The organism is Jannaschia pohangensis, from assembly GCF_900113875.1.
GTDB classification, from domain to species: Bacteria; Pseudomonadota; Alphaproteobacteria; order Rhodobacterales; family Rhodobacteraceae; genus Jannaschia; species Jannaschia pohangensis.
This window is the reverse complement of record NZ_FORA01000005.1, coordinates 177773-203011: the sequence shown is the minus strand read 5'-3', so window position 1 is coordinate 203011 and position 25239 is coordinate 177773. Positions and strand designations below refer to the sequence as shown.

At 63.4% G+C, this 25239-nt stretch carries 24 protein-coding genes and 1 tRNA gene; 15 read left to right on the top strand and 10 right to left on the bottom strand.

Annotated features, from left to right (window positions below; translation table 11 throughout):
- From iolG to BM002_RS16520, 6 genes are all read left to right on the top strand, one after another.
- On the top strand, positions 1-981 hold the full coding sequence (iolG, locus tag BM002_RS16545; RefSeq protein WP_092783833.1) for an inositol 2-dehydrogenase: 981 nt from the start codon (positions 1-3) through the stop codon (positions 979-981).
- Between the two features lie 187 nt (positions 982-1168).
- On the top strand, positions 1169-3127 hold the full coding sequence (locus tag BM002_RS16540; RefSeq protein ID WP_092783829.1) for a type VI secretion system Vgr family protein: 1959 nt from the start codon (positions 1169-1171) through the stop codon (positions 3125-3127).
- Positions 3124-4389: a DUF4123 domain-containing protein gene (locus BM002_RS16535; RefSeq protein WP_092783825.1), complete on the top strand. Its 1266-nt coding sequence runs from the start codon at positions 3124-3126 to the stop codon at positions 4387-4389. Before BM002_RS16540 ends, BM002_RS16535 begins: the two co-directional genes overlap by 4 nt.
- Positions 4386-4643, top strand: a complete 258-nt coding sequence (locus BM002_RS16530) for a PAAR domain-containing protein (RefSeq protein WP_092783821.1) — start codon at positions 4386-4388, stop codon at positions 4641-4643. Before BM002_RS16535 ends, BM002_RS16530 begins: the two co-directional genes overlap by 4 nt.
- 42 nt (positions 4644-4685) lie before the next feature.
- Entirely contained in the window at positions 4686-6515 is a 1830-nt protein-coding gene (locus BM002_RS16525; protein WP_092783818.1) for a hypothetical protein, read from the top strand.
- Positions 6500-7561 (top strand): hypothetical protein, encoded by a 1062-nt coding sequence (locus tag BM002_RS16520; RefSeq protein ID WP_092783815.1) that lies wholly within the window; start codon positions 6500-6502, stop codon positions 7559-7561. Before BM002_RS16525 ends, BM002_RS16520 begins: the two co-directional genes overlap by 16 nt.
- 17 nt (positions 7562-7578) lie before the next feature.
- Here BM002_RS16520 and BM002_RS16515 read toward each other — a convergent pair.
- From BM002_RS16515 to BM002_RS16485, 7 genes are all read right to left on the bottom strand, one after another.
- Positions 7579-7655: transfer RNA gene (locus tag BM002_RS16515), tRNA-Pro, on the bottom strand.
- A gap of 122 nt (positions 7656-7777) precedes the next feature.
- A complete protein-coding gene (locus BM002_RS16510; protein ID WP_092783812.1) occupies positions 7778-8761 on the bottom strand; it encodes a DMT family transporter in 984 nt (327 codons plus the stop codon).
- A gap of 68 nt (positions 8762-8829) precedes the next feature.
- Positions 8830-9933 (bottom strand): 3-isopropylmalate dehydrogenase, encoded by a 1104-nt coding sequence (leuB, locus tag BM002_RS16505; RefSeq protein ID WP_092783809.1) that lies wholly within the window; start codon positions 9931-9933, stop codon positions 8830-8832.
- A 57-nt stretch (positions 9934-9990) separates the two neighbouring features.
- The gene (locus BM002_RS16500; protein WP_175484931.1) at positions 9991-10872 is read right to left on the bottom strand and encodes an endonuclease/exonuclease/phosphatase family protein; all 882 of its coding nucleotides are present in this window, start codon (positions 10870-10872) and stop codon (positions 9991-9993) included.
- Positions 10873-10961: 89 nt separating this feature from the next.
- Positions 10962-11756 (bottom strand): hypothetical protein, encoded by a 795-nt coding sequence (locus BM002_RS16495; protein WP_245749298.1) that lies wholly within the window; start codon positions 11754-11756, stop codon positions 10962-10964.
- A gap of 294 nt (positions 11757-12050) precedes the next feature.
- Positions 12051-12656 (bottom strand): 3-isopropylmalate dehydratase small subunit, encoded by a 606-nt coding sequence (gene leuD / locus BM002_RS16490; protein WP_092783803.1) that lies wholly within the window; start codon positions 12654-12656, stop codon positions 12051-12053.
- A gap of 32 nt (positions 12657-12688) precedes the next feature.
- Positions 12689-13495, bottom strand: coding sequence for a DUF4198 domain-containing protein (locus tag BM002_RS16485; protein ID WP_092783800.1), 807 nt, complete (start codon positions 13493-13495; stop codon positions 12689-12691).
- On the opposite strand from BM002_RS16485, the gene BM002_RS16480 reads away from it, so the two are divergent.
- The gene (locus BM002_RS16480; protein WP_092783797.1) at positions 13494-14657 is read left to right on the top strand and encodes a HupE/UreJ family protein; all 1164 of its coding nucleotides are present in this window, start codon (positions 13494-13496) and stop codon (positions 14655-14657) included. The genes BM002_RS16485 and BM002_RS16480 overlap by 2 nt on opposite strands.
- On the opposite strand, the gene BM002_RS16475 is transcribed toward BM002_RS16480, so the two are convergent.
- Positions 14649-15611: a DNA topoisomerase IB gene (locus tag BM002_RS16475; RefSeq protein ID WP_092783794.1), complete on the bottom strand. Its 963-nt coding sequence runs from the start codon at positions 15609-15611 to the stop codon at positions 14649-14651. The genes BM002_RS16480 and BM002_RS16475 overlap by 9 nt on opposite strands.
- A gap of 100 nt (positions 15612-15711) precedes the next feature.
- Between BM002_RS16475 and BM002_RS16470 the strand changes: the two genes are divergently transcribed.
- From BM002_RS16470 to BM002_RS16440, 7 genes are all read left to right on the top strand, one after another.
- Positions 15712-17508, top strand: a complete 1797-nt coding sequence (locus BM002_RS16470) for an adenine deaminase (RefSeq protein ID WP_092783977.1) — start codon at positions 15712-15714, stop codon at positions 17506-17508.
- The gene (locus BM002_RS16465; protein ID WP_092783791.1) at positions 17505-18989 is read left to right on the top strand and encodes an AMP nucleosidase; all 1485 of its coding nucleotides are present in this window, start codon (positions 17505-17507) and stop codon (positions 18987-18989) included. Before BM002_RS16470 ends, BM002_RS16465 begins: the two co-directional genes overlap by 4 nt.
- A gap of 115 nt (positions 18990-19104) precedes the next feature.
- A complete protein-coding gene (locus tag BM002_RS16460) occupies positions 19105-19395 on the top strand; it encodes an HU family DNA-binding protein (RefSeq protein ID WP_092783788.1) in 291 nt (96 codons plus the stop codon).
- 147 nt (positions 19396-19542) lie between these two features.
- Positions 19543-20412, top strand: a complete 870-nt coding sequence (locus tag BM002_RS16455; protein WP_092783784.1) for a DMT family transporter — start codon at positions 19543-19545, stop codon at positions 20410-20412.
- Positions 20413-20634: 222 nt separating this feature from the next.
- Complete coding sequence (locus BM002_RS16450; protein WP_139212402.1) at positions 20635-21165, top strand: hypothetical protein; 531 nt, start codon at positions 20635-20637, stop codon at positions 21163-21165.
- The gene (locus BM002_RS16445; protein WP_092783778.1) at positions 21162-21554 is read left to right on the top strand and encodes a phage holin family protein; all 393 of its coding nucleotides are present in this window, start codon (positions 21162-21164) and stop codon (positions 21552-21554) included. The genes BM002_RS16450 and BM002_RS16445 overlap by 4 nt, the downstream gene beginning before the upstream one ends.
- The gene (locus tag BM002_RS16440) at positions 21554-22573 is read left to right on the top strand and encodes a DUF3618 domain-containing protein (RefSeq protein WP_092783775.1); all 1020 of its coding nucleotides are present in this window, start codon (positions 21554-21556) and stop codon (positions 22571-22573) included. The genes BM002_RS16445 and BM002_RS16440 overlap by 1 nt, the downstream gene beginning before the upstream one ends.
- Before the next feature lie 51 nt (positions 22574-22624).
- Here the strand turns inward: BM002_RS16440 and aroC are convergent, their stop codons facing one another.
- Both aroC and BM002_RS19190 read right to left on the bottom strand, forming a co-directional pair.
- A complete protein-coding gene (aroC, locus tag BM002_RS16435; protein ID WP_092783772.1) occupies positions 22625-23731 on the bottom strand; it encodes a chorismate synthase in 1107 nt (368 codons plus the stop codon).
- Positions 23732-23941: 210 nt separating this feature from the next.
- A complete protein-coding gene (locus tag BM002_RS19190) occupies positions 23942-24235 on the bottom strand; it encodes a hypothetical protein (RefSeq protein WP_139212401.1) in 294 nt (97 codons plus the stop codon).
- A 240-nt stretch (positions 24236-24475) separates the two neighbouring features.
- Here BM002_RS19190 and BM002_RS16430 point away from each other — a divergent pair, with 240 nt between their 5' ends.
- Complete coding sequence (locus BM002_RS16430) at positions 24476-24991, top strand: ribosomal protein L7/L12 (RefSeq protein ID WP_092783769.1); 516 nt, start codon at positions 24476-24478, stop codon at positions 24989-24991.
- Positions 24992-25239: the final 248 nt, after the last annotated feature.

Genomic DNA, 25239 nt, shown 5'->3' with positions numbered 1-25239 from the left:
ATGCTGAAGATCGCCCTTCTGGGATGTGGCAGGATCGGTCGGGTCCACGCGGCGTCGGTGGCGCAGCTTCCCGGTGCCCGGATCAGCGCCGTGGTCGACGCCTCGGCCGAGGCCGCCGCGACCCTTTCCGCCTTGACCGGCGCGCCCGCGATGAACGGTGCCGACGCAATTGCCGATGCGGATGCCGTGATCATCGGCACCCCGACCGACACCCATTTCGACCTGATCCGGACCGCCGCCGAAGCGGGCAAGGCGATCTTCTGCGAGAAGCCTGTCGACCTGAGCACGGACCGCATCCTGCGGTGCATCGATATCGTCGCGCGCGCGGGCGTGCCGTTCATGACCGGCTTCAACCGCCGCTTCGACCCGAATTTTGCGACCCTGCGAGACCGATTGGTGGCGGGCGATATCGGAACCCCCGAAATCGTCACCATCCTGAGCCGCGATCCGTCGCCACCGCCGCTGTCCTACATCACGTCATCGGGCGGCTTGTTCCGGGACATGATGATCCACGACCTCGACATGGCGCGGTTCCTTCTGGGAGAGGAGCCGGTCATGGTGCAGGCCACGGGTGCGGCTCTTGTCGACCCGGAAATCGGGGCGGTGGGCGACGTGGATACCGCCGCGGTCCTGCTGACGACGGCGACCGGGAAGATCGCACAGATCAGTTGTTCGCGCCGCGCGACCTATGGCTACGACCAGCGGATCGAGGTGCACGGCTCGGGTGGTCTGCTTCGCGCGGAGAACCAGTTGGAAACCACGGTCGAACTTGCGAACGCGACCGGGTTTCGCCGCGCGCCCGCGCAGCACTTCTTTCTGGAACGCTATGCCGCCGCCTATCTGTCGGAAATGACGGCCTTCGTTGCAATGGTCACGCAAGGGACGCCGCCGAGCCCGTCCATCGAGGACGGCCTTCGGGCGCAAATCCTGGCCGATGCCGCGACCCGGGCGTGGTCGGAGCGCATGATCGTCATGGTCTGACCCGTGCGGGAAAGCGGAAACGATCGGTCACAAGATCTGCGACCGGTTCCAGATGCGCACCACGTCGGGAAAGAGCGTTGCAAATCGGCCTATATGCGTCCGCTTCTGGCGTCGGGAAGCCTTGAATATTCAACCTTTTCCGGCCGACGATCAGATCCGGTACTCTAATTCGCCGCGAGGCACATTCATGAACGCGACATTCAAACAGGCTGACCGACGCGGTCGTCTGAAAACGGCCCTTGGGACAGACAAGCTCGTCCTGTTGCGGATGGATGGCACTGAAGAGCTTTCTGGCGGATTCGAATGGCGTGTCGAAGCCTTGTCCGACGATCCCGCCGTCGACCTCAACAGCCTGTTGGGCACCCATTCGACTGTCGAAATCGATATGGCCGGTGGAACGCGATCTTTCGATGGTGTCGTGGCCGAAGCGACGCGCGGCGGGACGACCGAGAACGGCAACCGCTATGACCTCGTCCTGCGGCCCTGGCTTCATGTTGCGGGCCTGCGCCGAAACCAGCGCATCTTCCACGACATGACGGTCGTGCAAATCATCAAGGAAGTGCTCTCCGACTATGCCTCCCTCGGCTCTCCGCATCTGACGGTGCAGCTGACCGAAGAATATCCCCAGCTTGAGTACACCGTGCAGTACGGCGAAAGCGACGCGACCTTTGCGATGCGGCTGATGGAGCGGTTCGGGATCAGCTGGCGGTACAGGCATACCGGCGGCAACCATACCCTGATCCTCAGCGACAGCGCCGACACCCACCCGGATGTGGACGGATCAAGCAGACCCTATGTCGGGATCGAGGCGCATCATCACGCGGACCAGGAGCATTTCCGCGAATGGCGCGGTGGCGCGCGGATGACCACGGGCACTGTCCGCCTGACCGAATACAACTTCAAGATGCCCCGCGCCGCGCAGGAGGTCGACCGTCAGGGCGACGACACCTATGCCCATGGCCATATCGAGAGTTTCGACTGGCCGGGTGATTATCTGGACCAGGGGGCGGGCAAGACGGTGGTGGCCCGCAGACTTCAGGCCGAGGGTGGACAGTCCCTGCGCTGCGTGGCCAAGGGCGACGTCGTCAGCCTGTCGGCAGGGATGGGCATGACGCTGAGCGGCGAGGAGCTGGAGGGCATGACCGGCAAGCGGTTCATCTGCCTGAAGGCCGAGCATCGGTTTCGCGCCATGGCCTACGGCTCGGGCGACGCCCAAAGCGATGAGCGTGCCTATGACGGCACCTACGTCCTGCTGCCGGATACGGCGCCCTTCCGCCCGGAACGCCGCACCCCCCGTCCGATCATCCAGGGACCGCAGACCGCCGTCGTCGTAGGCGAAGGCGAAGTGGATTGTGACGAATTCGGCCGCATCCTGGTCCGCTATCACTGGGACCTCGCCGCCGAATGGTCCATGCGATGCCGCGTCAGCCAGAACTGGGCCGGGAAGGGATGGGGTGGCATGGTCATTCCGCGCATCGGCATGGAAGTGATCGTCGAACATCTGGAGGGCGACCCCGACAAGCCGATCGTGACGGGATGTGTCTATAACGGCGCGAATATCCCGCCGGCCGACCTTCCGGCGAACAAGTCACGGTCGGTGTTCAAGACCAATTCGCATCAGGGCGAAGGCTTCAACGAACTGACGTTCGAGGACCAGTCGGGCGAGGAATTCATCTATCTTCATGCCCAGAAGAACCTCGACATGCATGTCAGGAATTCATCCAAGCGCCGGGTCGATTTCGATGACAACGTCTCGGTGGGCAACGCCTCCAACCTCGATGTGGCCGCAAACCGGACTGAAACCATCGAGGGCAAACTCGACGTGAAGGTCACCGGCGCCATCGCCGAGAAAACGGAGGCCGACCGCGGCGCGGATGTCGCGGGAAATTATGCGATCAGGACCGGCGGCGATCTGACGATCAAGGCGGCGGGCGAAATCGTGCTGGACGCGTCCAAGATCACCCTGGTGTCGGGCGGAGCCGCGCTAACCGTGCAGGGTGGGGCCGTGAACGTCTCGCCGATGCTGAATGTCGGCTCGGCGTCGCCGGGGGCCGCAGCGATCCCCGCCATTCCGGCCGTGTTGCAGGCCGCGGCGGGCGAAGGCTCTCCGTTTGTGTCCCATTGCCCCCTCAAGGACGGCGCATGACCGACGTCTGGATTGCGACCTGCACCCTGGCCGCAGATACCCCGAGCAAACGTTTCTGGGGCACGCAGGATTCGCGCGTGTCGGTCCGCCTTCTGCTGCGCGCGCCGGACGCCGCGACCTTTGCGGCGAACATCCGTAAATCGGTCGAGGCGGGGGGCGCCCGTCTCGAGGCGATGACGAACATGCAGACCGTGGCGCAGCGCTACGACGGACGAGAGATGTCGGAGGCGATGCGCGATGCCGTCGCCCGCGCCGATACCGCAACCACCCTGATGGTCAGCAGGCCCGCCCCCGCACCTGCGCAATCAGGTGTCTACTGCAAGGAAATCGGCTGGCCCGACGTCCATCCCGGCCCGAACCTCTGGGCCGTCCTCGACGGTGTCGCCTGGCCGGGCCTTCCCCAATTGCTGGAGGGATCTGGCAATGCCTTCACCTGTCTCTACTCCTCGGCTGATGTGCAGATTCTGGCGGCGGCGCCCTGGCTTGTCCGGCTCGACCGGGATGCGGGGGTCCTGACGGAGCTGCGCAAACGGTCAGGCGATCTGCACAGCGGCATCATCCTGCGCTCGCGTCATCCGATGGAAGGGCTTCGCAGGCACCTGCGACGCTACACGATGCTGCCGACCCCGATCGGCGGAGAGGTGCCGCAGTATTTCCGCTTTTACGACCCGCGGGTGATGCTGGACGCCATGACGGCAATGACCCCTGATCTTCTGGGGCAGATGCTCGAACCGTTCGAGACGATCATCGCTCCACTCAGCCCGCTGTGCCTTCTGCCCGATGGGACGGATGTAACGGCGCCACCCGATGTCTTCTCGGAGATCAAGGACTATGATGGCCGTCTTGCCCATGTCACCTGGGGCCCGCCGGTCAAGGCCGGCCCGCATGTGCGCGTGGCGATCGACGACGCGAGTTTCGCACGCTTTGGTGCGCTGCAGTTGCGCCGGTCGGTCGGACGACTGGCACGCAAGCTGCACGACGAAGCGGACGGCGCCTATGGCACGCAAGCCTGCATGGATGCCGCAGAGGCCGCTCCGAAGGCCGCCGCGCTGTTCAATATGCACAGCAAATTGCAGGTCACGACGATGGCCCGTGCAATCCTGCATCACGGGCCCGACTTCTGGATGCGCCTGTCCGAGGCTCAGGCCATTCTGACCAAGGCCGACCGGCTGCCGTGGCAGCGCAAGGACGACCTTGCGGCCTGGCTGGCCCGCGTTCCGCCCTCGACCGGGGCCGCCCTTGCCGCAGGAGGACTTCGATGAAACCGACAGCTCGGCTCGGCGACACCCACATGTGTCCGGCCCATGGCCCCAATCCCATCGTTCAGGTTGCCTCCAAATCGACGTGCGACGGCCTGCCTGTGGCCACGGTCGGCGACAAGACAGCCTGCGGTGCGATCATCATGACAGGCAGCTCGAAGTGCCTTACCGACGGCAAACCGACCGCCCGGATCGGGTCCGAGACCAACCACGGCGGCAAGATCATTACCGGGTCGCCCAAGCAGCTTATTCCCTAGCATCCGCCGACGCCGATTTTCAGACCAGCAAAGCGATTTGAGATGACCACTTACACACCGACGGTAGATGACTACCGCTATCTTCTCGAAAACCATCCCGAGCGTTTCGCGTCGAGCCATGACGCCAGCACCGTTCTCCGTCAGATCGGCGGCCGCGACGCGCCGAACGATGACTACCGGCTTGGCGTGATCGAGCAGAATTACCTGGCCGGTGGAAACGAGGCCTTGGCCTATAGCCCGATCCCGATCCCGGACCTGGACGGTGATGGTGTGTTCGATCCGGCCTTCGCGGTTGCCTGCCCCGTCTGCGAGGCAGGGCAACCCTGCTGCTTCAAAGGCGGGACGATTACCGACTCGGACAACGGCACACGCAAATTGCACTGGCCCCCGCAGAACAATCAGACCCGGATGTTGGTCATCGCCGCCGAGATGGAAGGCAATCACCTGGTCGGCAAGGTCGACGTCGCGTGGGAAGGCCAGAACTGTCAGGTGAACCGGTCGGGCGTGCCGAATATCCAGACCGCGAACCTGGCCGACGGCACCCGGAGCATTTCGGCCAAGAGCAAGGAAGTCAGCATCGGCGATGCACAGGGCTTCAATACTGTTTTGGCGCTGCGCAACTATGTTCCCGAAGAAGTCCTCTATGCGCTTTTCGCCTTCGACGCGATCATGGCCTTGGGCCGGGCGCGGCGCGGTATGCCTGAAGGCCGGTTCGAGCCGTTCCAATGCGTCACCGACGGCCCCATGGCGACCAGCCTGTCGGTCATGGCCGTCCCGATGGCACGCCTGTCCGGGAAGGTCGAGCTGGCCACGCGCATCAGCTTCACCACCGGCGGCGTCAGTGCAGCCGCAGAGGCCAAGGGCAACCTGAGCGGTCAGTACGGCAACATCACCTTCGAAGCGAAGGGCAAGGCCGGTGGCACGACAAGCACAGGCAGTGCGCTGCAATCGGACGATGACAAGAATGCCCCCGGTCTGATCGGCACAATGGCAAGCATCATCGAAAGGCTCGACCACTATGTCGCCGTCGGCAACACGCAGGACCGGCGCAGATACGACCTGGGCCAGTTTGCATCAGGTTTGACACTCACCAAGGCGCTTGTGTTCGACACGACCGGCTTCCTGCTGATGTCCAAGGGCAACAGCCCCGATCTCAGCCTCCGGATCGGAACGATGACGTCGACCCTCTCGCTTGGGGTGTCCGGCCGGATCGATTTCATCGATGCGTTGGCCATGATGTTCACCGGACCCGGTGCCCAGGCGATCCGCCGGGCACGCAGCCTGATGGCGAGGGGCGAACACGTCAATGGCCGTCTGGACGCCTATCTGGAACTGGCCGCCACCGGCACATTGACCCATTCGGTCGACAGCGGTGCGACGATCACGATTCCGGCCGTCGGGGATATGGCGGCGGCCTTTGCGGGCATCACGCAGACATTCGGGGGCGCCCTGCGACTTCGGGCCATCGTCGCCATCGGCATCCACCTCGAAGCGAAAGTCTGGGTGTTTCACGCCAAAGCCGGGGCCGCTGCGTCGGCACATACGTCCTGGACTTGGGAGATGCGGATGCATGAAGGTCGGCGCCAGAAGAAGTACAAGTTCGAGGGCGTCGTCATCACCCTGCGTGCCTATGTCGACGCCGGGATCAGCACCGAAAGTGGCGGTTTCGGAGAGGATGTCGTCCGGTTCGCGGGCGAGGTCGAGCTGGAGGAGAACGCCGCTGACCTCTACGACCAAGTCGCGAGCGAAATTCACGACTCCGACCAGGATTCCAGGATGATGCAAAGGCTGCGCGCTATGGCTCCCTATGATACGGGAACTGAATCCTGGCCCATATTCCGACCCGAGGAAACCCAATGGGAAGATTACTGACGAATGCCACCGTCACCTGCGCGCTTGCCGCGCTCATCCTCGTTCTCACGCTCCTGAAGGGACCCGCCATGGCCCAGAACCTCGATCATGGGTATTACGCCCGGATCTCCACCCTGAATGTCGCCTGGTCTCTTCGCGTCAATGACATGTTCGTGCGCGAGAACGGGCAAGTCGACCTGGCATCGTCGAACGGTAGCATCGCGACCGAGGTGCAGCCGGGACAGAATACACTGTCACTGTTGTTTTCGCCGCTCACGGGTCGCGATCCCGTTACGGGTGAATTTCAATTCGAGCTGCGCGACGGAGTCGAGATCGAGATCGCCATCGACCGGCTCGACTTTGCCACACGCGCCGTTCAGTTCGTCGACGCTGTGCATCTGCGCTACGATGCCACCGAAGGGGCCTTCGTCGACGTCGCAACGACGATGGTCGGCACCGACCGCATCCTGAGCCAGCCGCTGATCCGCAGCGACGGCAAATACCGGCTGAGCGAGCTTGCGCCCGACAAACCATTCGTCCTGCGGTCGGGGCAGAAGATCGGGGGCTTTCGCCTCGACGTCGATTTCACCCTGGATGACGATGCTATTCCCCCCTTTCACTGGTCCGAAGACGCCGTACAACTTCGGGATACGCCGGAAATGCGTGCCGAATTGCTCCTGGCTTACCAGGGAATCCATGGCCTGATCGCGCGGGGCGACGGCGAGGCCGTGCTCAAGGCATCGGAGGCGGTCTGGACCCGGATGGCAAAGGTGTTGACTTCGCAGCCTGATGCCCGCGCCTTTGTCGAGGCTTCGGACCAGGGATTGGCGCGCTTTGCCCCGACGCGGCCCGATGGCGCGATCCTGCAACCACTGAAGTTCCTGACCGAACTGCAGGATGTATCGCTGCAATTCATGGCGGACAATCGGCTGGTCCGAATCCGTCCTGACCCGATCGCCTGGGAGCTTCTGCCCGAGGGCAGCAATCGATATGACCAGTTTCCGGTGGTCTTCTATCGGAATGCCAACGGTGACTGGCTGATCGGGGCGATAACCACAGGCCTGTGATCGGCGTTTGTCTCGGTTGGTCGGGCAGAGAGGATTCGAACCTCCGACCCCCTGCTCCCGAAGCAGGTGCGCTACCAGGCTGCGCCACTGCCCGACCGTTCCGAAAACCGCGCCGTTTCCACGCCCCGAAACCGGGACCGTCGGACAACGCGATCGACAGAGCGGCACATACCGAGACGGCCCAGACGTGGCAAGGGCAAATGGATCGCCCGGACCTCAGCGCTGGTCCTTCGGAACCATCCTCTCCTCGTCCGTCAGCATCGGAGAGACGCGCATTCCGGTCCCCGTCTCGGGCCGGGACCGGGTGCGCAAAACCGGCGAATTGCGCGATCCGCCACGCCCCTCGCGGAAGACGATGTAGAGACCCGAGGCGATGATGATCGCCGACCCAAGCGCCGTGCCCATGTCGATCGTCTCGTCGAAGAAGAGCCAGCCATAGAGCGCGGCCCAGAGGATCTGACTGTATTGCATCGGCGCCACCAGGACGGCGTCCGTCCGCCGGTAGGCATGGATCAGGCAAAGGCCCGCGACGAAGGCGAGACCCGCCATCATCGCCCAGAGGCCCAGATCGGGCAGCGGCATGGGTTTATAGACGAAGGGCAGCAACATCCCCATGATCGCGAAGTTCGCCATCATCGGATAGAGCATCAGGACGGCGGGCCGCTCATCCCGCCCGATCTTGCGCACGATGACCGAGGCCAGCGCGCCGGTGAACGCCGCCACCAGCGCCGCGACATGGCCCAGTTGCAACTCCAACCCGTCTTCTCCGCCGGGGCGCAGCACGACGAGAACGCCCAGAAGCCCCACAACGCAGGCACCGCCGCGATGAAGGCCCACCTTCTCGCCCAGAATCGGGATCGCAAGGAGCGTGATGAGAAGCGGAGAGGCGAAGATCATCGCATAGACCTGCGCAAGTGGCAGGACGGAAAAGGCATAGAAGGCCCCGAACCCGGTGATGACGGCGGCGACCGTCCGCAGCGCCGACCAATAGGGATGTCGCGGCAACAACGTCCCCGGCTCGCTGTCGCGCAGGAGAAGGAAGACGACCAGAGGGAAGGTCAGAAGGACGCTGATGAACACGATCTGGAAGACCGCATAGCCGCCGCCCAGCATCTTGACGGCAATGTCATGGGTCGAAAACAGCGCAAAGGCCAACAGCGCGAGCAGAATTCCAGAAAGCGGGGAGGATCTGTCTGGCATCGTGGTTCTCCGTCGAATCGTGTGCCGCGGCGCCCTCCTCCCAGAGGCGCCACGGAAGATATGTCAGGTCAGGCGGCGTCGAGCGCGGCCAGGATGGCGTCACCCATTTCCGTGGTCGAGACGGGCGAGCCACCCTCGGGGCCCATCAGGTCGGCGGTGCGGACGCCGTCGGCCAGAACCTTTTGAACGGCACCTTCCAGCAGGTCGGCATTCTCGCCTTCGTCGAAGGAGTAGCGCAGCGCCATCGCAAAGCTGAGGATACAGGCGATCGGGTTCGCCTTGCCCTGCCCCGTGATGTCGGGGGCGGAACCGTGGACCGGCTCATAGAGAGCCTTGGGCCGCCCGTTCGCCATCGGCAGGCCGAGCGAGGCGGACGGCAGCATGCCAAGCGACCCGGTCAGCATCGCGGCGCAATCCGACAGGACATCGCCGAACAGGTTGTCGGTGACGATGACATCGAACTGCTTGGGTGCGCGGACCAGCTGCATCGCGCCGTTATCGGCATACATGTGGCTCAGCTCCACATCCGGGTATTCCGCATCGTGGATTTCCTGAACGACCTGCCGCCACAGGATGCCCGATTCCATCACGTTGGCCTTCTCCATCGAGCAGACTTTGTTCGACCGCTTGCGCGCCAATTCGAATGCCGAACGGGCGACGCGGGCGATCTCGCTCTCGGTGTAGCGCTGCGTGTTGATGCCGACCCGCTCGTTGCCTTCCTTGTGGATACCCCGGGGTTCGCCGAAATAGACGCCGCTGGTCAGTTCGCGCACGATCATGATGTCGAGACCCGCAACCACGTCCTTCTTGAGCGAGGAGAAATCGGCCAGCGCGTCGAAACACTGCGCCGGGCGCAGGTTCGAGAACAGGTCCATCTCCTTGCGCAGACGCAGGAGGCCCCGCTCCGGCTTCACCGAGAAATCCAGATCGTCGTACTTCGGGCCCCCAACGGCCCCGAGCAGGACGGCGTCCACTTCCTGGGCGCGGGCCATGGTGTCGTCGTGCAGCGGCGTGCCGTGCTTGTCATAGGCAGCACCGCCGACCAGATCCTCGGACACGTCAAAGGCCAGATCCCGATTGGCACCGAACCAGTCGATCACCCGGCGCACCTGCGCCATGACTTCGGGACCGATACCGTCACCGGGAAGGATCAAGAGAGAGGGGTTTGCCATATGTCCGGGCCTTTCGATTTACCTTGCCTCCGGCGTTAAGCGGAGAGACTTCGGGCGTCAAGGAATGGCCACATCCACCCAGACCAACCGACCGGGGCCCGCACGCTCGACCATCTGCGCCAGGGGGTCGCTCGCATCGGGCCAGATCACCCCGGCGCTGACCACCCCAAGACCGCGCGGCGGCAGGACATAATCGACGCGCATCGGCCCCACACTGTCCCAGACGACGGTCGCGCGGCCAGCGCTGGCACTTTCCGGCATCGGATCAACCAGTTTCGGGTGTGTCAGAAGGGATAGCAACGCCGCGCGATCCCCCTCGCCCCGGTCGGGGTCAAGGTTCGCGCGGCCAAGCACCAGCGGCAGCGCCGCATCCTCTGCCAATTCGGCGATCCATCGCAATTCATCCGCGTTGCGCAGACCGTTCCTGTCCTCGGGTCCGTCAAAAACGGGCGTTCCGGCCGCCATCGTGATCAGCGTCAGACGCGTCCCGCCGATCTGAACGGGAACGACCCATTGGGCGGTGGTGGCCAGCGGCACAACGGCGCGCGCCGCCTCGGGCAGGACATCCGCGGCATCAGACCGGCTGGACCAGAGGACGGCGCTGCGGTCGTCGATCTCATCCAGCGGCAGGCGCGACAGGATCGCCAGACCGCTGTCGCCCGTGAACCACCCATAGCCCAGCGCATCCCGCGCCTCGTGCGCCACCCCGTTGCCATCCAGATCGACGCCTGACGGCAGGCCGGAATTGGGACGAAGCGCGACGCGATAGGGATAGTCCAACCCGCCATCGCGCAGACGATCGGTCAGCGCGGTCAGACCGACACCGTCCAGATCCCAGTCGACATCCGCCAGAAGGATCACATCGGCCCGCGCGGCCAGAATGACGGCCAGCGCGGCTTCGGCCTGGTCGTCGCGGCCCGATTGCAGGTCGCGCAGCATCAGACCCGGACCCTTGCGCCCCAGCCCGGTGTCGAAAGTGGCGAAACGAAATGTGTCCGGCGCGGCGCAGGTCGCGCAGACCAGCCAGATCAGGCCGGCAAGAAGGCCGGATCGGGGATGCCGTCGGGGTTGGCGAAGCGGCGACGCTTCTGCGAGATCATGAGGGCGAGCCTGCGCATCGCGATGCCGCGCAGGAACAGCGATGCCGGAAAGAAGGCCCATAGCGTCATCACCCAGGTCATCATCAACGGGCTTTCGAGCATCGAGACCCCGTAGGACCGCGCGATGAAGACGGCGAGCGGCGGTGTCAGATATGGCAGCAAAAGGCCTAACAGAATGTTAACGCTGCCGTCGCGGTTCAGTCGCTTGACCACATCCGCCCCGGCGGTCGGATCGAAGGTCGGCAGGTTGATCCAGACGTTGAACGTTCCCGTGGGCGATGGCCAGCCGCGCAGGCGGATCATGATCGCGAAGACGGTCAGACCCACAAGGCTGACCAGATAGGCGAGGCCCGCCGCGGCACGAACCGATCGCGCTTCGGTCAGCGTGGTGCCTTCGGGCAGAAGCCACATAACCAGGCGCACCGGGCTGAAGGGGAAGTCGGTCGATTGACCCAGAAGAACGCCGACCGCCATCACCAGCCGCGACAACACCGACGAATCCCAGGCCTCGCTTTCGGCCAGAGCGATCAGGGTCAGCGTCAGGAACAGGATACCGAAGCGCACCCGGTTAAACGGCGGCGCGCCCCGGAATTCGACGAGACCCGGATAGGTCGACCCGTATTCGACGATGACGAACAGGGCGGCAAACAGGGCAATCAGAACGGCAGCATCCGTCACTTGCTGGTCGCCCGCAGGCAGCAGCAGCGATGGTGTCAAAACCATCACGGCCACGAGGAATGCACGAATGCACGCACCTGGGAGCTGCGAAATCACTGCCTGTCGATCCTTGTCGGTCGATCCCTGTTGCGGGACCTTGTTTGTCTTGTTGCCCTCGTTGGGGCGACTGCCTCATTCTTGCCCTGAACCTGCCTTGTTTAACTTCGCCCCGCAACCTTCTGGGTTCTAACGAAAAGCCCTGAGCGGTTTTGTGTGCCCAGAAAGCCGCAAACCCTCCCCAAATCATGGGAAGGGTTTGCAAAATCAAATATTTACGATGGGATGTTAAAGTTCTTGACGTCAGACCCAGGGTCTGTCCTGTGCCAGCTTCGCCTCGAAGGTATCGATCGAAGCGGCCTTCTCCATGGTCAGCCCGATGTCGTCCAACCCGTTGAGCAGACAATGCTTCTTGAAGGCGTCGACGTCGAAGGCATAGGTCGTGCCGTCGGTGCCGCTGATGGTTTGCGCCTCCAGATCGACGGTGATGCGCGCATTCTCGCCGTTGCGGGCATCTTCCATGAGCGCGTCGACCTGATCCTGCGGCAGGGCAATGGGCAGAATGCCGTTCTTGAAGCAGTTGTTATAGAAGATGTCCGCGAAACTGGGCGCCACGACCACACGGATGCCGAAGTCGAGCAGGGCCCAGGGCGCATGCTCCCGGCTGGAGCCGCAGCCGAAATTGTCGCCCGCAATCAGAATCTGCGCGTTGCGATAGGCCGGCTGGTTTAGGACGAAGTCCGGCAATTCGGCGCCGTCGTCGCCATAGCGCATCTCGTCGAACAGGTTCACCCCGAGACCCGACCGCTTGATCGTCTTGAGGAACTGCTTGGGGATGATCATGTCGGTGTCGATGTTGATCAGCGGCAGAGGGGCGGCAACGCCGGTGATTTTGTCGAACTTGTCCATGGGATCCTCCGGAGAATGACCCGAACCGCTTACTACTGCGGCACCGCGAAGGTCAACGCGGCCCAATGCGTCTGCCACACCGGATCGCCTTCGAGGGCGGGCTCCACCGGCAAGACGGTGACCGAATCCAGCAGGTATTCGTGGCCGGCCACCACCGGCAGCGTCACGCGGCCGTCCGCATCGGTGCGATGCAATGTGACCTCCACCTCTCCGTTCGGGGCCTTGGCGAACATCTCGACCTGGGCATTCGCCTTGGGCGCGTCGTCAAAGAAAACCTGCACGGGCAAACCACCGCTCAGATCGTCGGTATAGGGGTTGGCCCCTGCCACGATCTCGGCCCGCAGACCGCGCCGGGCATCCGATCCGGCGCCATCGCCCACGGCAATAAGGGCCTTCGCATATCGCAGATAGCTTTCCTTGAAGCCCTCTTGCGGCAAGCCGCGGTCGATGTGGGCCTGCTGCGCAAAGGTGAAATCCTTGTGTTCAGTGAATTTCACCCATTTTTCCCATTCGCTGTAGACCAGGGTCTGCGCCGTCGTCTCCTGAATGACGGTCAGCAGGCCATCGGGCAGGCCCGCGACCTGAAAGGCGGGGTTGTTGCCGATGCGGCTTGAAACCGGCACCACCTCTTGGCCCACAACCATGTCGAATCGCGCCGACCGGGCGGGGATATAGCTGAGGACGGCACCGGAGAGTTCCTGGCCGTTGCGGAACGTTGCCGAGACGGTCGTGCCACTCGCCGCGGTGTAGTCCTCGGCCTCGATCCAGAATTCATGCGCTTGAAGCGGCGCGCCGATCATGCACATTGCCATGATGGTAAACTTGGAAAGGCGTGTCATGTTCTCTCTCCTGCGGGTTGCGATCAGGGTGGCCCTTGCCGCCGTCTTGTCAATGGTCGGGGCCGTCACGGTTTCGGCACATGAGGTGCAGCCCTCTGTTTCGGATGTCATCATCACCGAAAGCGAGGTCACGATCACCCTTACCACGGCGATCGAGCCATTGATCGCGGGGCTGAACCTTGACGAAATAACCGACACGAACGACTCGCCCCTTGCGGGGTTTCACGACCGCCTGCGCGCCCTTCCCCCGGCCGAGCTGAGCACGGCCCTGACCGAGGCCTGGCCCGGCATCGCAGAGCAGATCACCCTGCGGGCAGGCGACACCGACTTGCCCATCGTCCTGGGCGAAATCGACATCCCCGACGTGGGCGATGTGGAGGTGCGGCGTGACAGCAGTTTGACCCTTACCGCCGATCTTCCGGATGACGGAACGCCGGTCGTCTTCGGCTGGGACGCCTCGCTCGGCGGGTTGATCGTGCGGCAGGGGGACGGCGAGAGCAGCTATGACGCCTATCTGACCGGCGGCGCCATGACCGATGCCATGCCGCGCGAAGGGGTGGCCGAGCAGACCCTGGGACAGGTGATCGCGCGCTATGTCGTGTCGGGCTTCGACCACATCATTCCCAAGGGCCTCGATCACATCCTGTTCGTCCTGGGTCTCTTCTTCTATGCGCTCGCCTGGCGGCCCATGCTCTGGCAGGTGACGGCCTTTACTGCCGCGCATACCGTGACGTTGGCCCTGGCTACCCTCGGCTATGTCCAGCCGACCATGTGGATCATTGAAACGCTGATCGCGCTCAGCATCGTCTGGATCGCGGTCGAGAACGTGATCGGCGGGCCGAAAAAGGAGATCGGCTGGCCGCGCATTGCCGTGGTCTTCGGGTTCGGTCTCCTGCACGGTCTGGGGTTTGCATCGGTGCTGTCGGAATTCGGCCTGGGTCAGCATTTCGTGGCCAGCCTGATTTCGTTCAACATCGGGGTCGAGATCGGACAGCTTGCCGTCATCGCCACCGCCTTCCTGCTCCTCGGCCTGCCCTTCGGGTCAAAACCGTTCTACCGCAAGGCCATCGTCATTCCGGGGTCGTTGATCATTGCGGCAATCGGGACCTACTGGGTCTTCAACCGGATCGGGTTGGTGGGCGACCTGCCCTATCTAACCTAGCAGCTTCAGAAGCGCCCGTTCCGCCTGCCGCAGGCCAGTCGGGCCTTCCGGCACCTTCGGGTCGCGCCAGGTTTCGGCCAGATCGATGACGTCGGGGTGGATATACGACGTCCGCGCGATGGTCGGCGTGTTGTGCAAGGCCTCCGCCGCCGCCTCGGACATGGCCTTGATCGTGACGCCGGGACCTATGTCCAACGCACGGGCAAGGGCCGCAACCGATCCGTTCCAGGTGCGAAAGGTCTTGGCGGTCGCCGTGTCCAGACCGGTCGCATCGCGCAACCAGTCGTTCACCTGATCGGCCTGAACAGTGTGCCGCGCGTCGCCCTCGATCCATTCGAACAGGGGCGCGCCGGGCAAGTCGGCCAGATCGTGCAGCGCCCGCATCAGGGTGCGATCCGACAGCTGCCGCCGGACCCGTTTTCCGCCCTTGGCCCGCCAGTCGAGGCGAAGGCCCCCCTCGCCGCTGCGCAGATTGCGCGACCGCAGGGTGGTTGCCCCCTCGGTCCCGTTTTCGGCCCGGTAGATTTCAGAGCCGATCCGGATCGACGTCCTGTCGATCAGGCGCAGGATCGCGGCAATCGCGAAATCCCGCTCGCCAGCTTCACCGCCAAGGGCCCGGACCACGCGACGGCGGAGTGCGGGGAGCGCGGCACCGAAGGCCGGAAGGTCGTCGTATTTCCGCAAGGCCCGCCATTCCGACCAGTCCGCGTGATACCGGTACTGCTTGCGCGCCCGCGCGTCATAGCCGGTCGCCTGAAGATGGCCGCGATGTTCCGGACTGATCCAGACGTTCTCATAGGCAGGCGGCACGGCGAGCGACTCGATCCGGTCCCGCTCGGTTGTGTCGTCGATGGTGGTGCCGTCGGCGGCCCGATAGGACCAGCCGCGTCCGGCCCTCCGGCGGGAAATGCCGGGGCGGTCATCGGGATAATAGATGAGGTCGGGATCACTCATGCGGGTCAACGCCCGACAGGGGCCCGCCGGTTCCCGCGATGCGGTCGAATCCGCCCCCGGTCCAGCTTGCACCCGTCGCCAGCCCGTGACACCCTTCGCCATGTCGCCCGAGACCCTCCCCTCCTGGCCCGAAGTTGCCGCCGACCTGATCGCCATCGCTGCCGGACGGGCCAGCGCGACGACGGTCATTCGCGGCGCGAAGGTGGCCAACGTCCACACCCGCGAAATCCTGAACTGGCAGATCGCCATCGCCCATGGCCGATTTGCCTATGTCGGCCCGGACGCCAGCCATTGCATCGGTCCCGAAACCGAGGTGATCGAGGCCGAGGGTCTATTTGCCATCCCCGGCCTCTGCGATGCCCACATGCACGTCGAGTCGGGCATGCTGACCCCCGCCGAGTTCTGTGCCGCCGTCATCCCCCATGGCACCACCGCCATGTTCACCGACCCGCACGAGATCGCCAATGTCCTGGGCCTGCCCGGCGTCCGCCTGATGCACGACGAGGCGCGGATGCAACCGTGCAGCATGTTCGTCCAGATGCCGTCCTGTGCGCCCTCGGCCCCCGGCCTTGAAACCACGGGTCACGAGATCACGCCCGACGACGTGGCCGAGGCGATGGCCTGGCCCGGCATCATCGGCCTGGGCGAGATGATGAACTTCCCCGGCGTGGTCCACGGCGACCCCAAGATGCTGGCCGAGATGGCGGCGACGGCCCGTGCGGGCAAGACCATCGGCGGGCATTATGCCTCGCCCGATCTTGGCCCCGCCTTTCACGCCTATGTGGCGGGCGGCCCGGCCGACGATCATGAGGGCACCTGCGAGGCGGATGCCATCGCCCGCGTGCGTCAGGGGATGCGGTCGATGATGCGCCTCGGGTCGGCCTGGTATGACGTCGAAACCCAGATCACCGCCGTCACCGAAAAGGGCCTCGACCCGCGCAACTTCATCCTGTGCACCGACGATTGCATGGCGGGCACACTGGTCAACGATGGGCACATGAACCGCGTCTATACCCATGCGGTCGCTTGCGGCTGTGACCCGATGGTCGCGCTTCAGATGTGCACGATCAACACCGCGACCCATTTCGGGCTGGAGCGTGAACTGGGCTCCATCGCTCCCGGTCGGCGCGCCGATGTGATCCTGACGTCCGATCTTGCGACGCTGCCCATCCACCGGGTGATCGCCTTGGGCCAGACGGTCGCCCTCGATGGCAAGCTGGTGGTCGATTGCCCGCACCTCAATTGGCCCGGATCGGCGCGTGATACGGTGAACATGGCCCGCGACCTGACCGATGCGGATTTCGAGATCGCGGCCCCGCCCGGGGCCAACGACGCCACCGTCCGCGTCATCGGCGTGGTCGAGAACCAGGCGCCGACCAAGGCGCTCAGCCGGGACCTGCCGGTGCGCGACGGGTTGATCGAAGGGACGGGCGACACCTGTCAGATCGCCCTGGTCGAACGGCACCGCGCGACAGGCGGCGTGGTCAACGCCTTCGTCTCGGGCTTCGGATATTCCGGCCCGATGGCCATGGCCTCGACCGTGGCGCACGACAGCCACCACATGATCGTCGTCGGCACCGACCGCGCCAATATGGCGCTGGCCGCGAACCGTCTGCGCGAGGTGGGGGGCGGCGTCACGCTCTTTGCCGAGGGTCGCGAACGCGCGCTGGTCGAACTGCCGATTGCGGGCCTCATGTCCGACAGCCCCGCCGCCGAGGTCGCCGCCAAGGCCAGCGCCCTGATGCAGGCGATGCGCCAGGCGGGATGCACCCTGAACAACGCCTATATGCAGCATTCCCTGCTGGCCCTTGTGGTGATCCCCGAATTGCGGATCAGCGATCTGGGCCTTGTGGATGTCACGAAATTTGAACTGACCGAGCTTATCGAGAGCACATGACAAGCGACCTTTCCCCGATCTGCGCGCCTGACCACACCGCGCACCACGCCTTCGACAACGCCGCCGATGCCGTGGCCGAGTTGTCCCGCCTCTATGACGCGGCGACCGGCTATCTGCGCGCCCACTTTCAGGAGGCGATCCGCGACGGCATGCCTGCCTGTCGCTACCGCGCGTTCTATCCCGAAATCCGGATCACCACGACAAGCTACGGGCGCACCGACAGCCGCCTGTCCTTCGGCCATGTGGCCGAGCCGGGGCATTACGCGGCGACGATCACCCGGCCCGATCTCTTCGCCAATTACCTGACGCAGCAGATCGATCTTCTGATCCGGTCGCACGATGTGCCGGTGACCGTCGGCTATTCCCAGACGCCGATCCCGATCCACTTCGCCGTGCTGAACGATGCCGACCTGACCGTGCCGCAGGACGGCGTTCTACCCTTCCTGATGCGCGACGTGTTCGACGTGCCCGACCTTCAGACGACGAACGACGCCATCGTCAACGGCGTGGGCTTTACCTTCGAAGACGGGGCCAAGCCGCTGGCCCCCTTCACCGCCCAGCGGGTGGATTATTCGCTGGCCCGCCTGTCGCATTACACCGCGACCGACCCGCGCGACTTCCAGAACCACGTTCTCTTCACGAACTACCAGTTCTATGTCGACGAATTCATCGCCTACGGCCGTCAAGCCCTGCGCGATCCGGAGTCGGGCTATGTCGCACTGGTCGGCCCCGCAGGCCAACGCCTGACCGCCGAAGACCCCGACGGCGCAATGGTCGATCCGCCCAAGATGCCGCAGATGCCCAGCTATCACCTGACCCGCAAGGACGGTCAGGGCATCACGCTGGTCAACATCGGTGTCGGCCCGTCGAACGCCAAGACCGCGACCGACCACATCGCCGTGCTGCGTCCCCATGTCTGGCTGATGGTCGGGCATTGTGCGGGTCTTCGCAATTCCCAGAGCCTGGGCGATTTCGTCCTGGCCCACGCCTATCTGCGCGAAGATCACGTGCTGGACGACGACCTGCCCGTCTGGGTGCCCGTGCCCGCCCTGGCCGAGGTGCAGATCGCGCTGGAAAACGCCGTGGCCAGCGTGACCGAACTCGAGGGTTACGAGCTCAAGCGGATCATGCGGACCGGCACCGTGGCAACCATCGACAACCGCAACTGGGAGCTGCGCGAACAGGCGGGCCCGGTGCAGCGCCTGTCGCAAAGCCGGGCCGTCGCGCTGGATATGGAAAGCGCGACCATCGCCGCCAACGGCTTTCGGTTCCGCGTCCCCTATGGAACGTTGCTCTGCGTTTCCGACAAGCCGCTGCACGGCGAGTTGAAGCTTCCGGGAATGGCGTCGGACTTCTACAAGACGCAAGTCAGCCGACATCTGCTCATCGGAATCCGGGCGGTTGAATCGCTTCGGGATATGCCTTTGGAGCGCTTGCACAGCCGGAAGTTGCGCAGTTTCGAGGAAACAGCCTTCCTCTGAGCGTTTTTTCCTCGCTCACAGGCACATTTCATCACTACAAATTCTTGTGACCGGCTGACTCCCTAGGATAAGGTCGCCACAATTCGAAGCCTCACGGTAACAGGGAGAAGACCACATGGCTACCAAACCGATGACCAAGACGCAGCTCGTTGCAGCGCTTGCCGAAAAGATGGACGCGGACAAGAAGACCGCATCCGGCGCGCTTGATGCGATCGTCGAGATCATCACCGAGGAAGTATCCGGCGGTGGTGCCGTGACCCTGCCGGGTGTCGGCAAGATCATGTGCCGCGAGCGTCCCGAGCGTATGGTTCGCAACCCCGCCACGGGCGAGCAGTTCAAGAAAGAGGCCGACAAGGTGGTCAAGATGACCATCGCCAAGGCTCTGAAAGACAGCGTCAACAACTGATCGGTTTCCGATCCGGAGCATCACTCCGCAACGATACGAACGAAGGCCCCGCTTGGTGGGCCTTTTTTCATGTGCGTACGGGTTCGCACCCCTTGCCGTCAGATGCCGAATGCCGAAAGGTGCGGGAAATCGAAAGTAGCAGGTCCGATGGACGTCCGCGCAATCCTCTACGGTCTGCTGTTCGCCTTGATGTGGTCCTCGGCCTTCACGTCCGCCCGCATCATCGTCGCCGAAGCCCCGCCGATCCTGTCGTTGTCCCTGCGCTTTGCCATTTCGGGCGCGCTCGGCCTCGTGATCGCCTATGGTATCGGGCAGCGCATGTCCCTGACACGCGGGCAGTGGCGCGCCGTGATCGTGTTCGGCATCTGCCAGAACGCGCTCTATCTGGGCCTGAACTTCGTCGCGATGCAGTGGATCGAGGCATCGCTCGCCGCCATCATCGCGTCCTGCCTGCCGCTTCTGGTGGCGCTGGCGAATTGGGTGATCTTCTCGGAAAAGACGCGCCCCCTGGGTGTCGTCGGTCTTGTGGCCGGCACGATCGGCGTGGTCCTGATCATGGGGACGCGGCTTCAAGGGGGCGCAGACCTGACCGGCATCGCCCTGTGCATTCTGGCCGTCGTCGCCCTGACCGTCGCCACGTTGTCGGTCCGCAGCGCGTCGGGCGGCGGTAACCTCTTGATGGTGGTCGGGCTTCAGATGCTGGTCGGCAGCGCGGTCCTGCTGCCCATCGGCCTCGCGTTCGAGACATGGGTTGTCACCTGGTCGCCCCGCCTCATCGGCGCGCTGGCCTATACCACTCTGATTCCCGGTCTTGCCGCGACCTGGATCTGGTTTCTTCTGGTGGCCCGCATCGGCGCGACCCCGGCGGCGACCTTCCACTTTCTCAACCCATTCTTTGGCGTGGTGATCGCCTGGGCCCTTTTGGGCGAACGGCTTGGCGCGCTCGACCTGGCTGGTGTGGTGATCGTCACCTTGGGGATTCTGGCGGTTCAGCTGTCTCGGCTGCGGCGAAATTGACCGCCGTCATGGAACGCATCCGACAATACCTGCGTTAGTGCGGCAGAGACAGACGACAAGACGTCGTTTGGTCAAACCCATGAAACCCAGGAGGCATCCCATGCACAGCATCTTTTACATCATCGGCGTCGTTGTCGTTGCCCTTGCCGTGGTCAACTTCGTCGCCTGAGGCGACCAGACCGACCTTTCCGACATTTCCAGAATTTTTAGAGGAGGATGAAGATGTCCGCCAACAAGACACATACGCCAAAATCCGGATCCAAGCATGCCGCAGGTGACAGCATCGGCGGATCTGGGTCTCCTGCGGACATCGCCGCCGACAAGGTGACGAAGCTGCGCGACAAAGCCGCCCAACAGGCGAGCCATCTGGCGGACGAAGCCCGGCATGCCGCCGACGAAAAGGTCGAGGATCTGAAAGGGCAAGCCACATCCCGGATCGAGGAGACCGCCGAGAACATCCGCAATGCGGGTCATGAGTTCGGTCACGACAGCTATCAGGCACAGGCCGCCGATTATCTGGCATCCAACCTGACGCAGGCTGCCGAAATGATCCGCGACAAGGATCTCGGGTCCGTTGTCGAGGATCTGAGCACCTTTGCCCGCCGCAATCCGGCATTGTTCCTTGGTGGCGCTGCCCTTCTCGGGTTCGCGGCGGCCCGGATGATGAAGGCCTCCGAACGGCAGATGACCCATCCGGTCATCACCTCCGACTACAAGCGGCCTGCCGATCCTTCGATGTTGGTGACGCGATGAAGGACGAAACCCAGGCACGCGGTACGACAAGCATCATTTCTGATGTGCTGGCTCATATTTCGAACCTGATCCGCAAGGAAATCGACCTCGCCAAGGCCGAAGTTTCCGAGAACATCAGTCGGGCCGGTATTGCCATCGGACTGATCGCGGCCTCGCTGATCATCGCTCTCGTCGCACTCAACGTGCTGGCAGGCGCGCTGGTGGCTGGCCTCACCGCTCTCGGCCTCGAGGCAGGATGGTCCGCCTTGATCGTCGGTGTCACCTTCGCCGCCTTGGCGCTGGGCATGACGCTGAAAGGGTTGAAGGACCTTAAGATGACCTCGCTCGCCCCCACACGCACGGTCAAGAACCTGCGCCGGGATGCGGATGCCGTGAAGGAGACCTTGTGATGACTGATCGCACAACGGACGAAATCGAGCGCGAAATCGAAGCGGAACGCGGCGCATTGGCCCGCTCCCTTGACGAGCTGCAGGGCCATTTCAGCCCCGAAGCCATCATCGATACCGCCTCGGGATATCTGCGGGACCACGGCGGAGAGGTTGCCGAAAACCTGATGCGCCAAGCCAAGCAGAATCCCATGGCCGTTGCCTTGGCCGGGGCAGGAATTGCTTGGCTGATCGCCGGGCCGGTGAAAGCCCGCGACACATCCGAAGACATGGCTTCGCGCCATCGTCCTTTGGCCCCGAAGCCAGCCTTCGACCCGGTCGGGCAGGAAACCGTCAGCGGGTTCCGGCATGCCGAACCCCGAATGGCGTCCTTTGACGACCGGATCGCGGCACTCGAGCCGGAGGAGGACGACACGAACCTCTGGCAGAACGTAAAGAACCAAGCGCGCGATACTGGCGCGCAGTTGAAAGGAGCATGGACCGACATGACCCATACATCATCCCACAGCGAATCCCTCCGCGACCGCCTTGCCCATGGAACGGAGCATCTGTCCGACATCGCCCGCGACCGCGTCATCGCCGCGCGCGCCGCAGCCTATGACGCGCAGCAAAAGATGTCCGAGCGGGCGGGTGACTATGCCGCCGCAGGACGCGATGCCTTCATCAGTCAGCCGCTGGTCGGCGGTCTGCTGGCCTTGGGCGTCGGCGCGATGATCGGGGCGATGCTGCCCCGGACCCGCAAGGAAGACGCCTATCTCGGGGCGCACCGCGACCGCGCGGTCGCCGAGGCAGAGCGAATCTTCCAAGAGGAGAGCGCCAAGCTGCGTGCCGTCGCCGAAGCGGCCGCCGGTGAAGCAAAGGCAGTCGCCGCCGAGACGCTTCGCAGTGTCAAGGAAGGCACGCCATCCGCCGACGAAGCGATGCAGCGGACCGAAGCGTCTTTGAAATCGGCCACCGACCGGGTCAAGGATGCCGCCAAAGCAGAGGCGGACCGCCAGAAGGTCGGCAGTTCCTTCAACTGACCCTCCGCTGGAGCAATGATTGCGCGCGTCCCGACCGGGGCGCGCGTTTTGTCATGAGCCGATGCGCCCGCCCGCATCGCCGACCTGCCCACGATGCAGCAGCAGGTGGTCAAGCACGACACAGGCCATCATCGCCTCGGCCACGGGCACGGCGCGGATGCCGACGCAGGGGTCATGCCGCCCTTTGGTGATGATCGTGGTGTCTTCACCCGACCGGGTGATCGTACGCCGCTCCGACAGGATCGAACTGGTCGGCTTGACTGCAAAGCGCACGACCACGTCCTGCCCCGTGCTGATCCCACCCAGAATCCCGCCCGCGTGATTGGATGAATAGACCGGCCCGTCCGGCCCCATCGAAATCTCGTCCGCGTTGTCGCGCCCGGTCAGGCGGGCAGCGTTCATGCCTTCGCCCACCTCGACCCCCTTGACCGCGTTGATCGACATCATTGCCGCCGCCAGATCGGTGTCGAGCTTGCCATAGATCGGCGCGCCCAGACCCGCTGGCACCCCGCGCGCCACGCATTCGATGATCGCGCCGACCGAATTGTGGTCATCCTTGCGCAGCCAATCGAGGTGGTCTGCAAATTCCTGCGCCGCGACCGGATCGGGGCACCAGAAATCGTTGCGCGCGATCTCGTCCCAGTCGAACCGGCTACGGTCGATGTCGAGCGGTCCCATGGCCGTCATGTAGCCGGTGATCCGGACCTCTGGCGCCAGTACCCCCAAAGCCGCCCGCGCCACACCGCCTGCCGCGACCCGCGCCGCCGTTTCCCGCGCCGAAGACCGCCCGCCGCCGCGATAGTCGCGCACGCCGTATTTCTGCCAATAGGTGATGTCGGCGTGGCCGGGCCGGAACTTTTCGGCGATGTCGCCATAATCCTTGGAACGCTGGTCGGTGTTGCGGATCATCAGCTGGATCGGCGTCCCGGTGCTGACCCCCTCGAACACCCCCGACAGGATCTCGACTGCGTCAGGTTCCTTGCGCTGCGTGGTATGCTTGGATTGCCCGGGCTTGCGCTTGTCCAGCCACTGCTGAATGTCTTCGGCCACGATCCGCACCCCCGGCGGACACCCGTCGACCGTCGCACCCAGCGCGGGCCCATGGCTCTCGCCCCAGGTGGTGACGCGGAACAGGTGACCGAAGGTGTTCAGGGACATGGGCGGACCTCACGATTGCGCCCCGGCCCTAGCGCAGGACCAGGCCCAAGGCAATCGAGGCGGGTGGCGCGAATGGCTTGCGATCCGGTGTGACGGAGGCGGTGCGTGACGGCCCTTGGCGGACGTTCATGCCACTTGCGGCGAAGGTGCGGTGCGAGGCCTGAATCACGAAATCTGCGGCGCTCTTGAATGGCAGCTCTTCAGTTGCAGCTAGCAAACTTCAAAGCCGGATGATGATGCCGCGAAAGTTGCGACCAATTTCGCCGTCTCTTCGTCAATGTCCTTTGGCAGGGCGTTGTTGTTAACAAGCCTCGTCAGATGTTCACAGATCGCAGCCGCTTCTGGCGCGGTCACTTGCGTGCACAGATGGTAGGCAAGCATTTGCCCTCGTTCGCCATCTACGATCTCTGCCCGTACAATCTCAGATGCTACGGGCCTCCAGACGATGTTCCTGAGTTGAAGGTCATGCAAACCATCTTTCAGGCTGATAAGAATAAATGTCATTGAACAACCGTAATGGCGGCATGTGTTTAAAACAACGATGCAATCTTTCACAAGCCGACCTTTCTATCGCTAAGAACTATGGCAGCGTCGTCCGCTCAGCGGAAGTCGATGCCATACGCGGTGAAAGTCCGGAAAGAGCCCAGAACGACCGATGCTGCGGTATGCTCGAATGGCCGGGTTTCGTATGTTCATTTCATTGGTATACTCTTTACTTGAGAGCATTCCGGGAGAGATAAAACCGTGATCACAATTGATGCTGCCCGCGAGATTGCAAAGCGGCATGTGCAGTCTTTGGGCGAAGACCTGATGCTCTTCGATAAGCCGATCACATTCGGTGACTACGGTTGGGTTTTTTCATTCCAAAGCAAAGTATTTATTGAGACCAACGATATAAGGGACGCTTTGGTAGGGAACGCTCCAATACTTGTCGATAGCGACAAAGGCCAGATTTTCACTCTGGGTACCGCTTATGAGGTGAGCAAATACATTAATATTTATCAGCGCTTTGGCGACCCGCACGCAGAGCCCGGCTCGTTCGTGGAGTTATCTGGTTGGAGCGAAGGAGCCAATAAGGTGATGGCCACAAAGATCATCAAAGAACTTACTCAACTAGGTCTGAAAGATGCTAAGGGAGCGGTTGAGGCTTGTCTGGAGGGGCAAAGGCCGATTGTGCACTGTGCTGACCCAGAAAGCGCAGAAATACTCGCTCACGAGCTTAGCGTTGTTGGGTTCGACGCAAGACAGCTTGCCCTCTAACTACGGTTGGCCAAACCGAACCAACGATAACTTCTTTCGACAATAAGCGCCTCTCCAAAGCCGCCGTTCGCGCATCTGCACCAACCGTCCGCTCCCCACCCAATCCCGGCGACGCCGGTCTGTTGCATCCAGCACATTGAACAAACGAACGACACGGGCTCCAACCGAGCGCACCGGCGCTCAGCGCGCAGATCACTCCGCAGCCTCCGAAGTTGACCGCACCGTTTACCTCTGCATCCTCCCTATTT

What these genes read in the sequence shown, in the direction of transcription:
- iolG (WP_092783833.1), top strand. Translation starts at nt 1, where the DNA reads ATGCTGAAGATCGCCCTTCTGGGATGTGGCAGGATCGGTCGGGTCCAC.
- BM002_RS16540 (WP_092783829.1), top strand. Translation starts at nt 1,169, where the DNA reads ATGAACGCGACATTCAAACAGGCTGACCGACGCGGTCGTCTGAAAACG.
- BM002_RS16535 (WP_092783825.1), top strand. Translation starts at nt 3,124, where the DNA reads ATGACCGACGTCTGGATTGCGACCTGCACCCTGGCCGCAGATACCCCG.
- BM002_RS16530 (WP_092783821.1), top strand. Translation starts at nt 4,386, where the DNA reads ATGAAACCGACAGCTCGGCTCGGCGACACCCACATGTGTCCGGCCCAT.
- BM002_RS16525 (WP_092783818.1), top strand. Translation starts at nt 4,686, where the DNA reads ATGACCACTTACACACCGACGGTAGATGACTACCGCTATCTTCTCGAA.
- BM002_RS16520 (WP_092783815.1), top strand. Translation starts at nt 6,500, where the DNA reads ATGGGAAGATTACTGACGAATGCCACCGTCACCTGCGCGCTTGCCGCG.
- BM002_RS16510 (WP_092783812.1), bottom strand. Translation starts at nt 8,761, where the DNA reads ATGCCAGACAGATCCTCCCCGCTTTCTGGAATTCTGCTCGCGCTGTTG.
- leuB (WP_092783809.1), bottom strand. Translation starts at nt 9,933, where the DNA reads ATGGCAAACCCCTCTCTCTTGATCCTTCCCGGTGACGGTATCGGTCCC.
- BM002_RS16500 (WP_175484931.1), bottom strand. Translation starts at nt 10,872, where the DNA reads ATGCTGCGCGACCTGCAATCGGGCCGCGACGACCAGGCCGAAGCCGCG.
- BM002_RS16495 (WP_245749298.1), bottom strand. Translation starts at nt 11,756, where the DNA reads ATGGTTTTGACACCATCGCTGCTGCTGCCTGCGGGCGACCAGCAAGTG.
- leuD (WP_092783803.1), bottom strand. Translation starts at nt 12,656, where the DNA reads ATGGACAAGTTCGACAAAATCACCGGCGTTGCCGCCCCTCTGCCGCTG.
- BM002_RS16480 (WP_092783797.1), top strand. Translation starts at nt 13,494, where the DNA reads ATGTTCTCTCTCCTGCGGGTTGCGATCAGGGTGGCCCTTGCCGCCGTC.
- BM002_RS16485 (WP_092783800.1), bottom strand. Translation starts at nt 13,495, where the DNA reads ATGACACGCCTTTCCAAGTTTACCATCATGGCAATGTGCATGATCGGC.
- BM002_RS16475 (WP_092783794.1), bottom strand. Translation starts at nt 15,611, where the DNA reads ATGAGTGATCCCGACCTCATCTATTATCCCGATGACCGCCCCGGCATT.
- BM002_RS16470 (WP_092783977.1), top strand. Translation starts at nt 15,712, where the DNA reads ATGTCGCCCGAGACCCTCCCCTCCTGGCCCGAAGTTGCCGCCGACCTG.
- BM002_RS16465 (WP_092783791.1), top strand. Translation starts at nt 17,505, where the DNA reads ATGACAAGCGACCTTTCCCCGATCTGCGCGCCTGACCACACCGCGCAC.
- BM002_RS16460 (WP_092783788.1), top strand. Translation starts at nt 19,105, where the DNA reads ATGGCTACCAAACCGATGACCAAGACGCAGCTCGTTGCAGCGCTTGCC.
- BM002_RS16455 (WP_092783784.1), top strand. Translation starts at nt 19,543, where the DNA reads ATGGACGTCCGCGCAATCCTCTACGGTCTGCTGTTCGCCTTGATGTGG.
- BM002_RS16450 (WP_139212402.1), top strand. Translation starts at nt 20,635, where the DNA reads ATGTCCGCCAACAAGACACATACGCCAAAATCCGGATCCAAGCATGCC.
- BM002_RS16445 (WP_092783778.1), top strand. Translation starts at nt 21,162, where the DNA reads ATGAAGGACGAAACCCAGGCACGCGGTACGACAAGCATCATTTCTGAT.
- BM002_RS16440 (WP_092783775.1), top strand. Translation starts at nt 21,554, where the DNA reads ATGACTGATCGCACAACGGACGAAATCGAGCGCGAAATCGAAGCGGAA.
- aroC (WP_092783772.1), bottom strand. Translation starts at nt 23,731, where the DNA reads ATGTCCCTGAACACCTTCGGTCACCTGTTCCGCGTCACCACCTGGGGC.
- BM002_RS19190 (WP_139212401.1), bottom strand. Translation starts at nt 24,235, where the DNA reads ATGACATTTATTCTTATCAGCCTGAAAGATGGTTTGCATGACCTTCAA.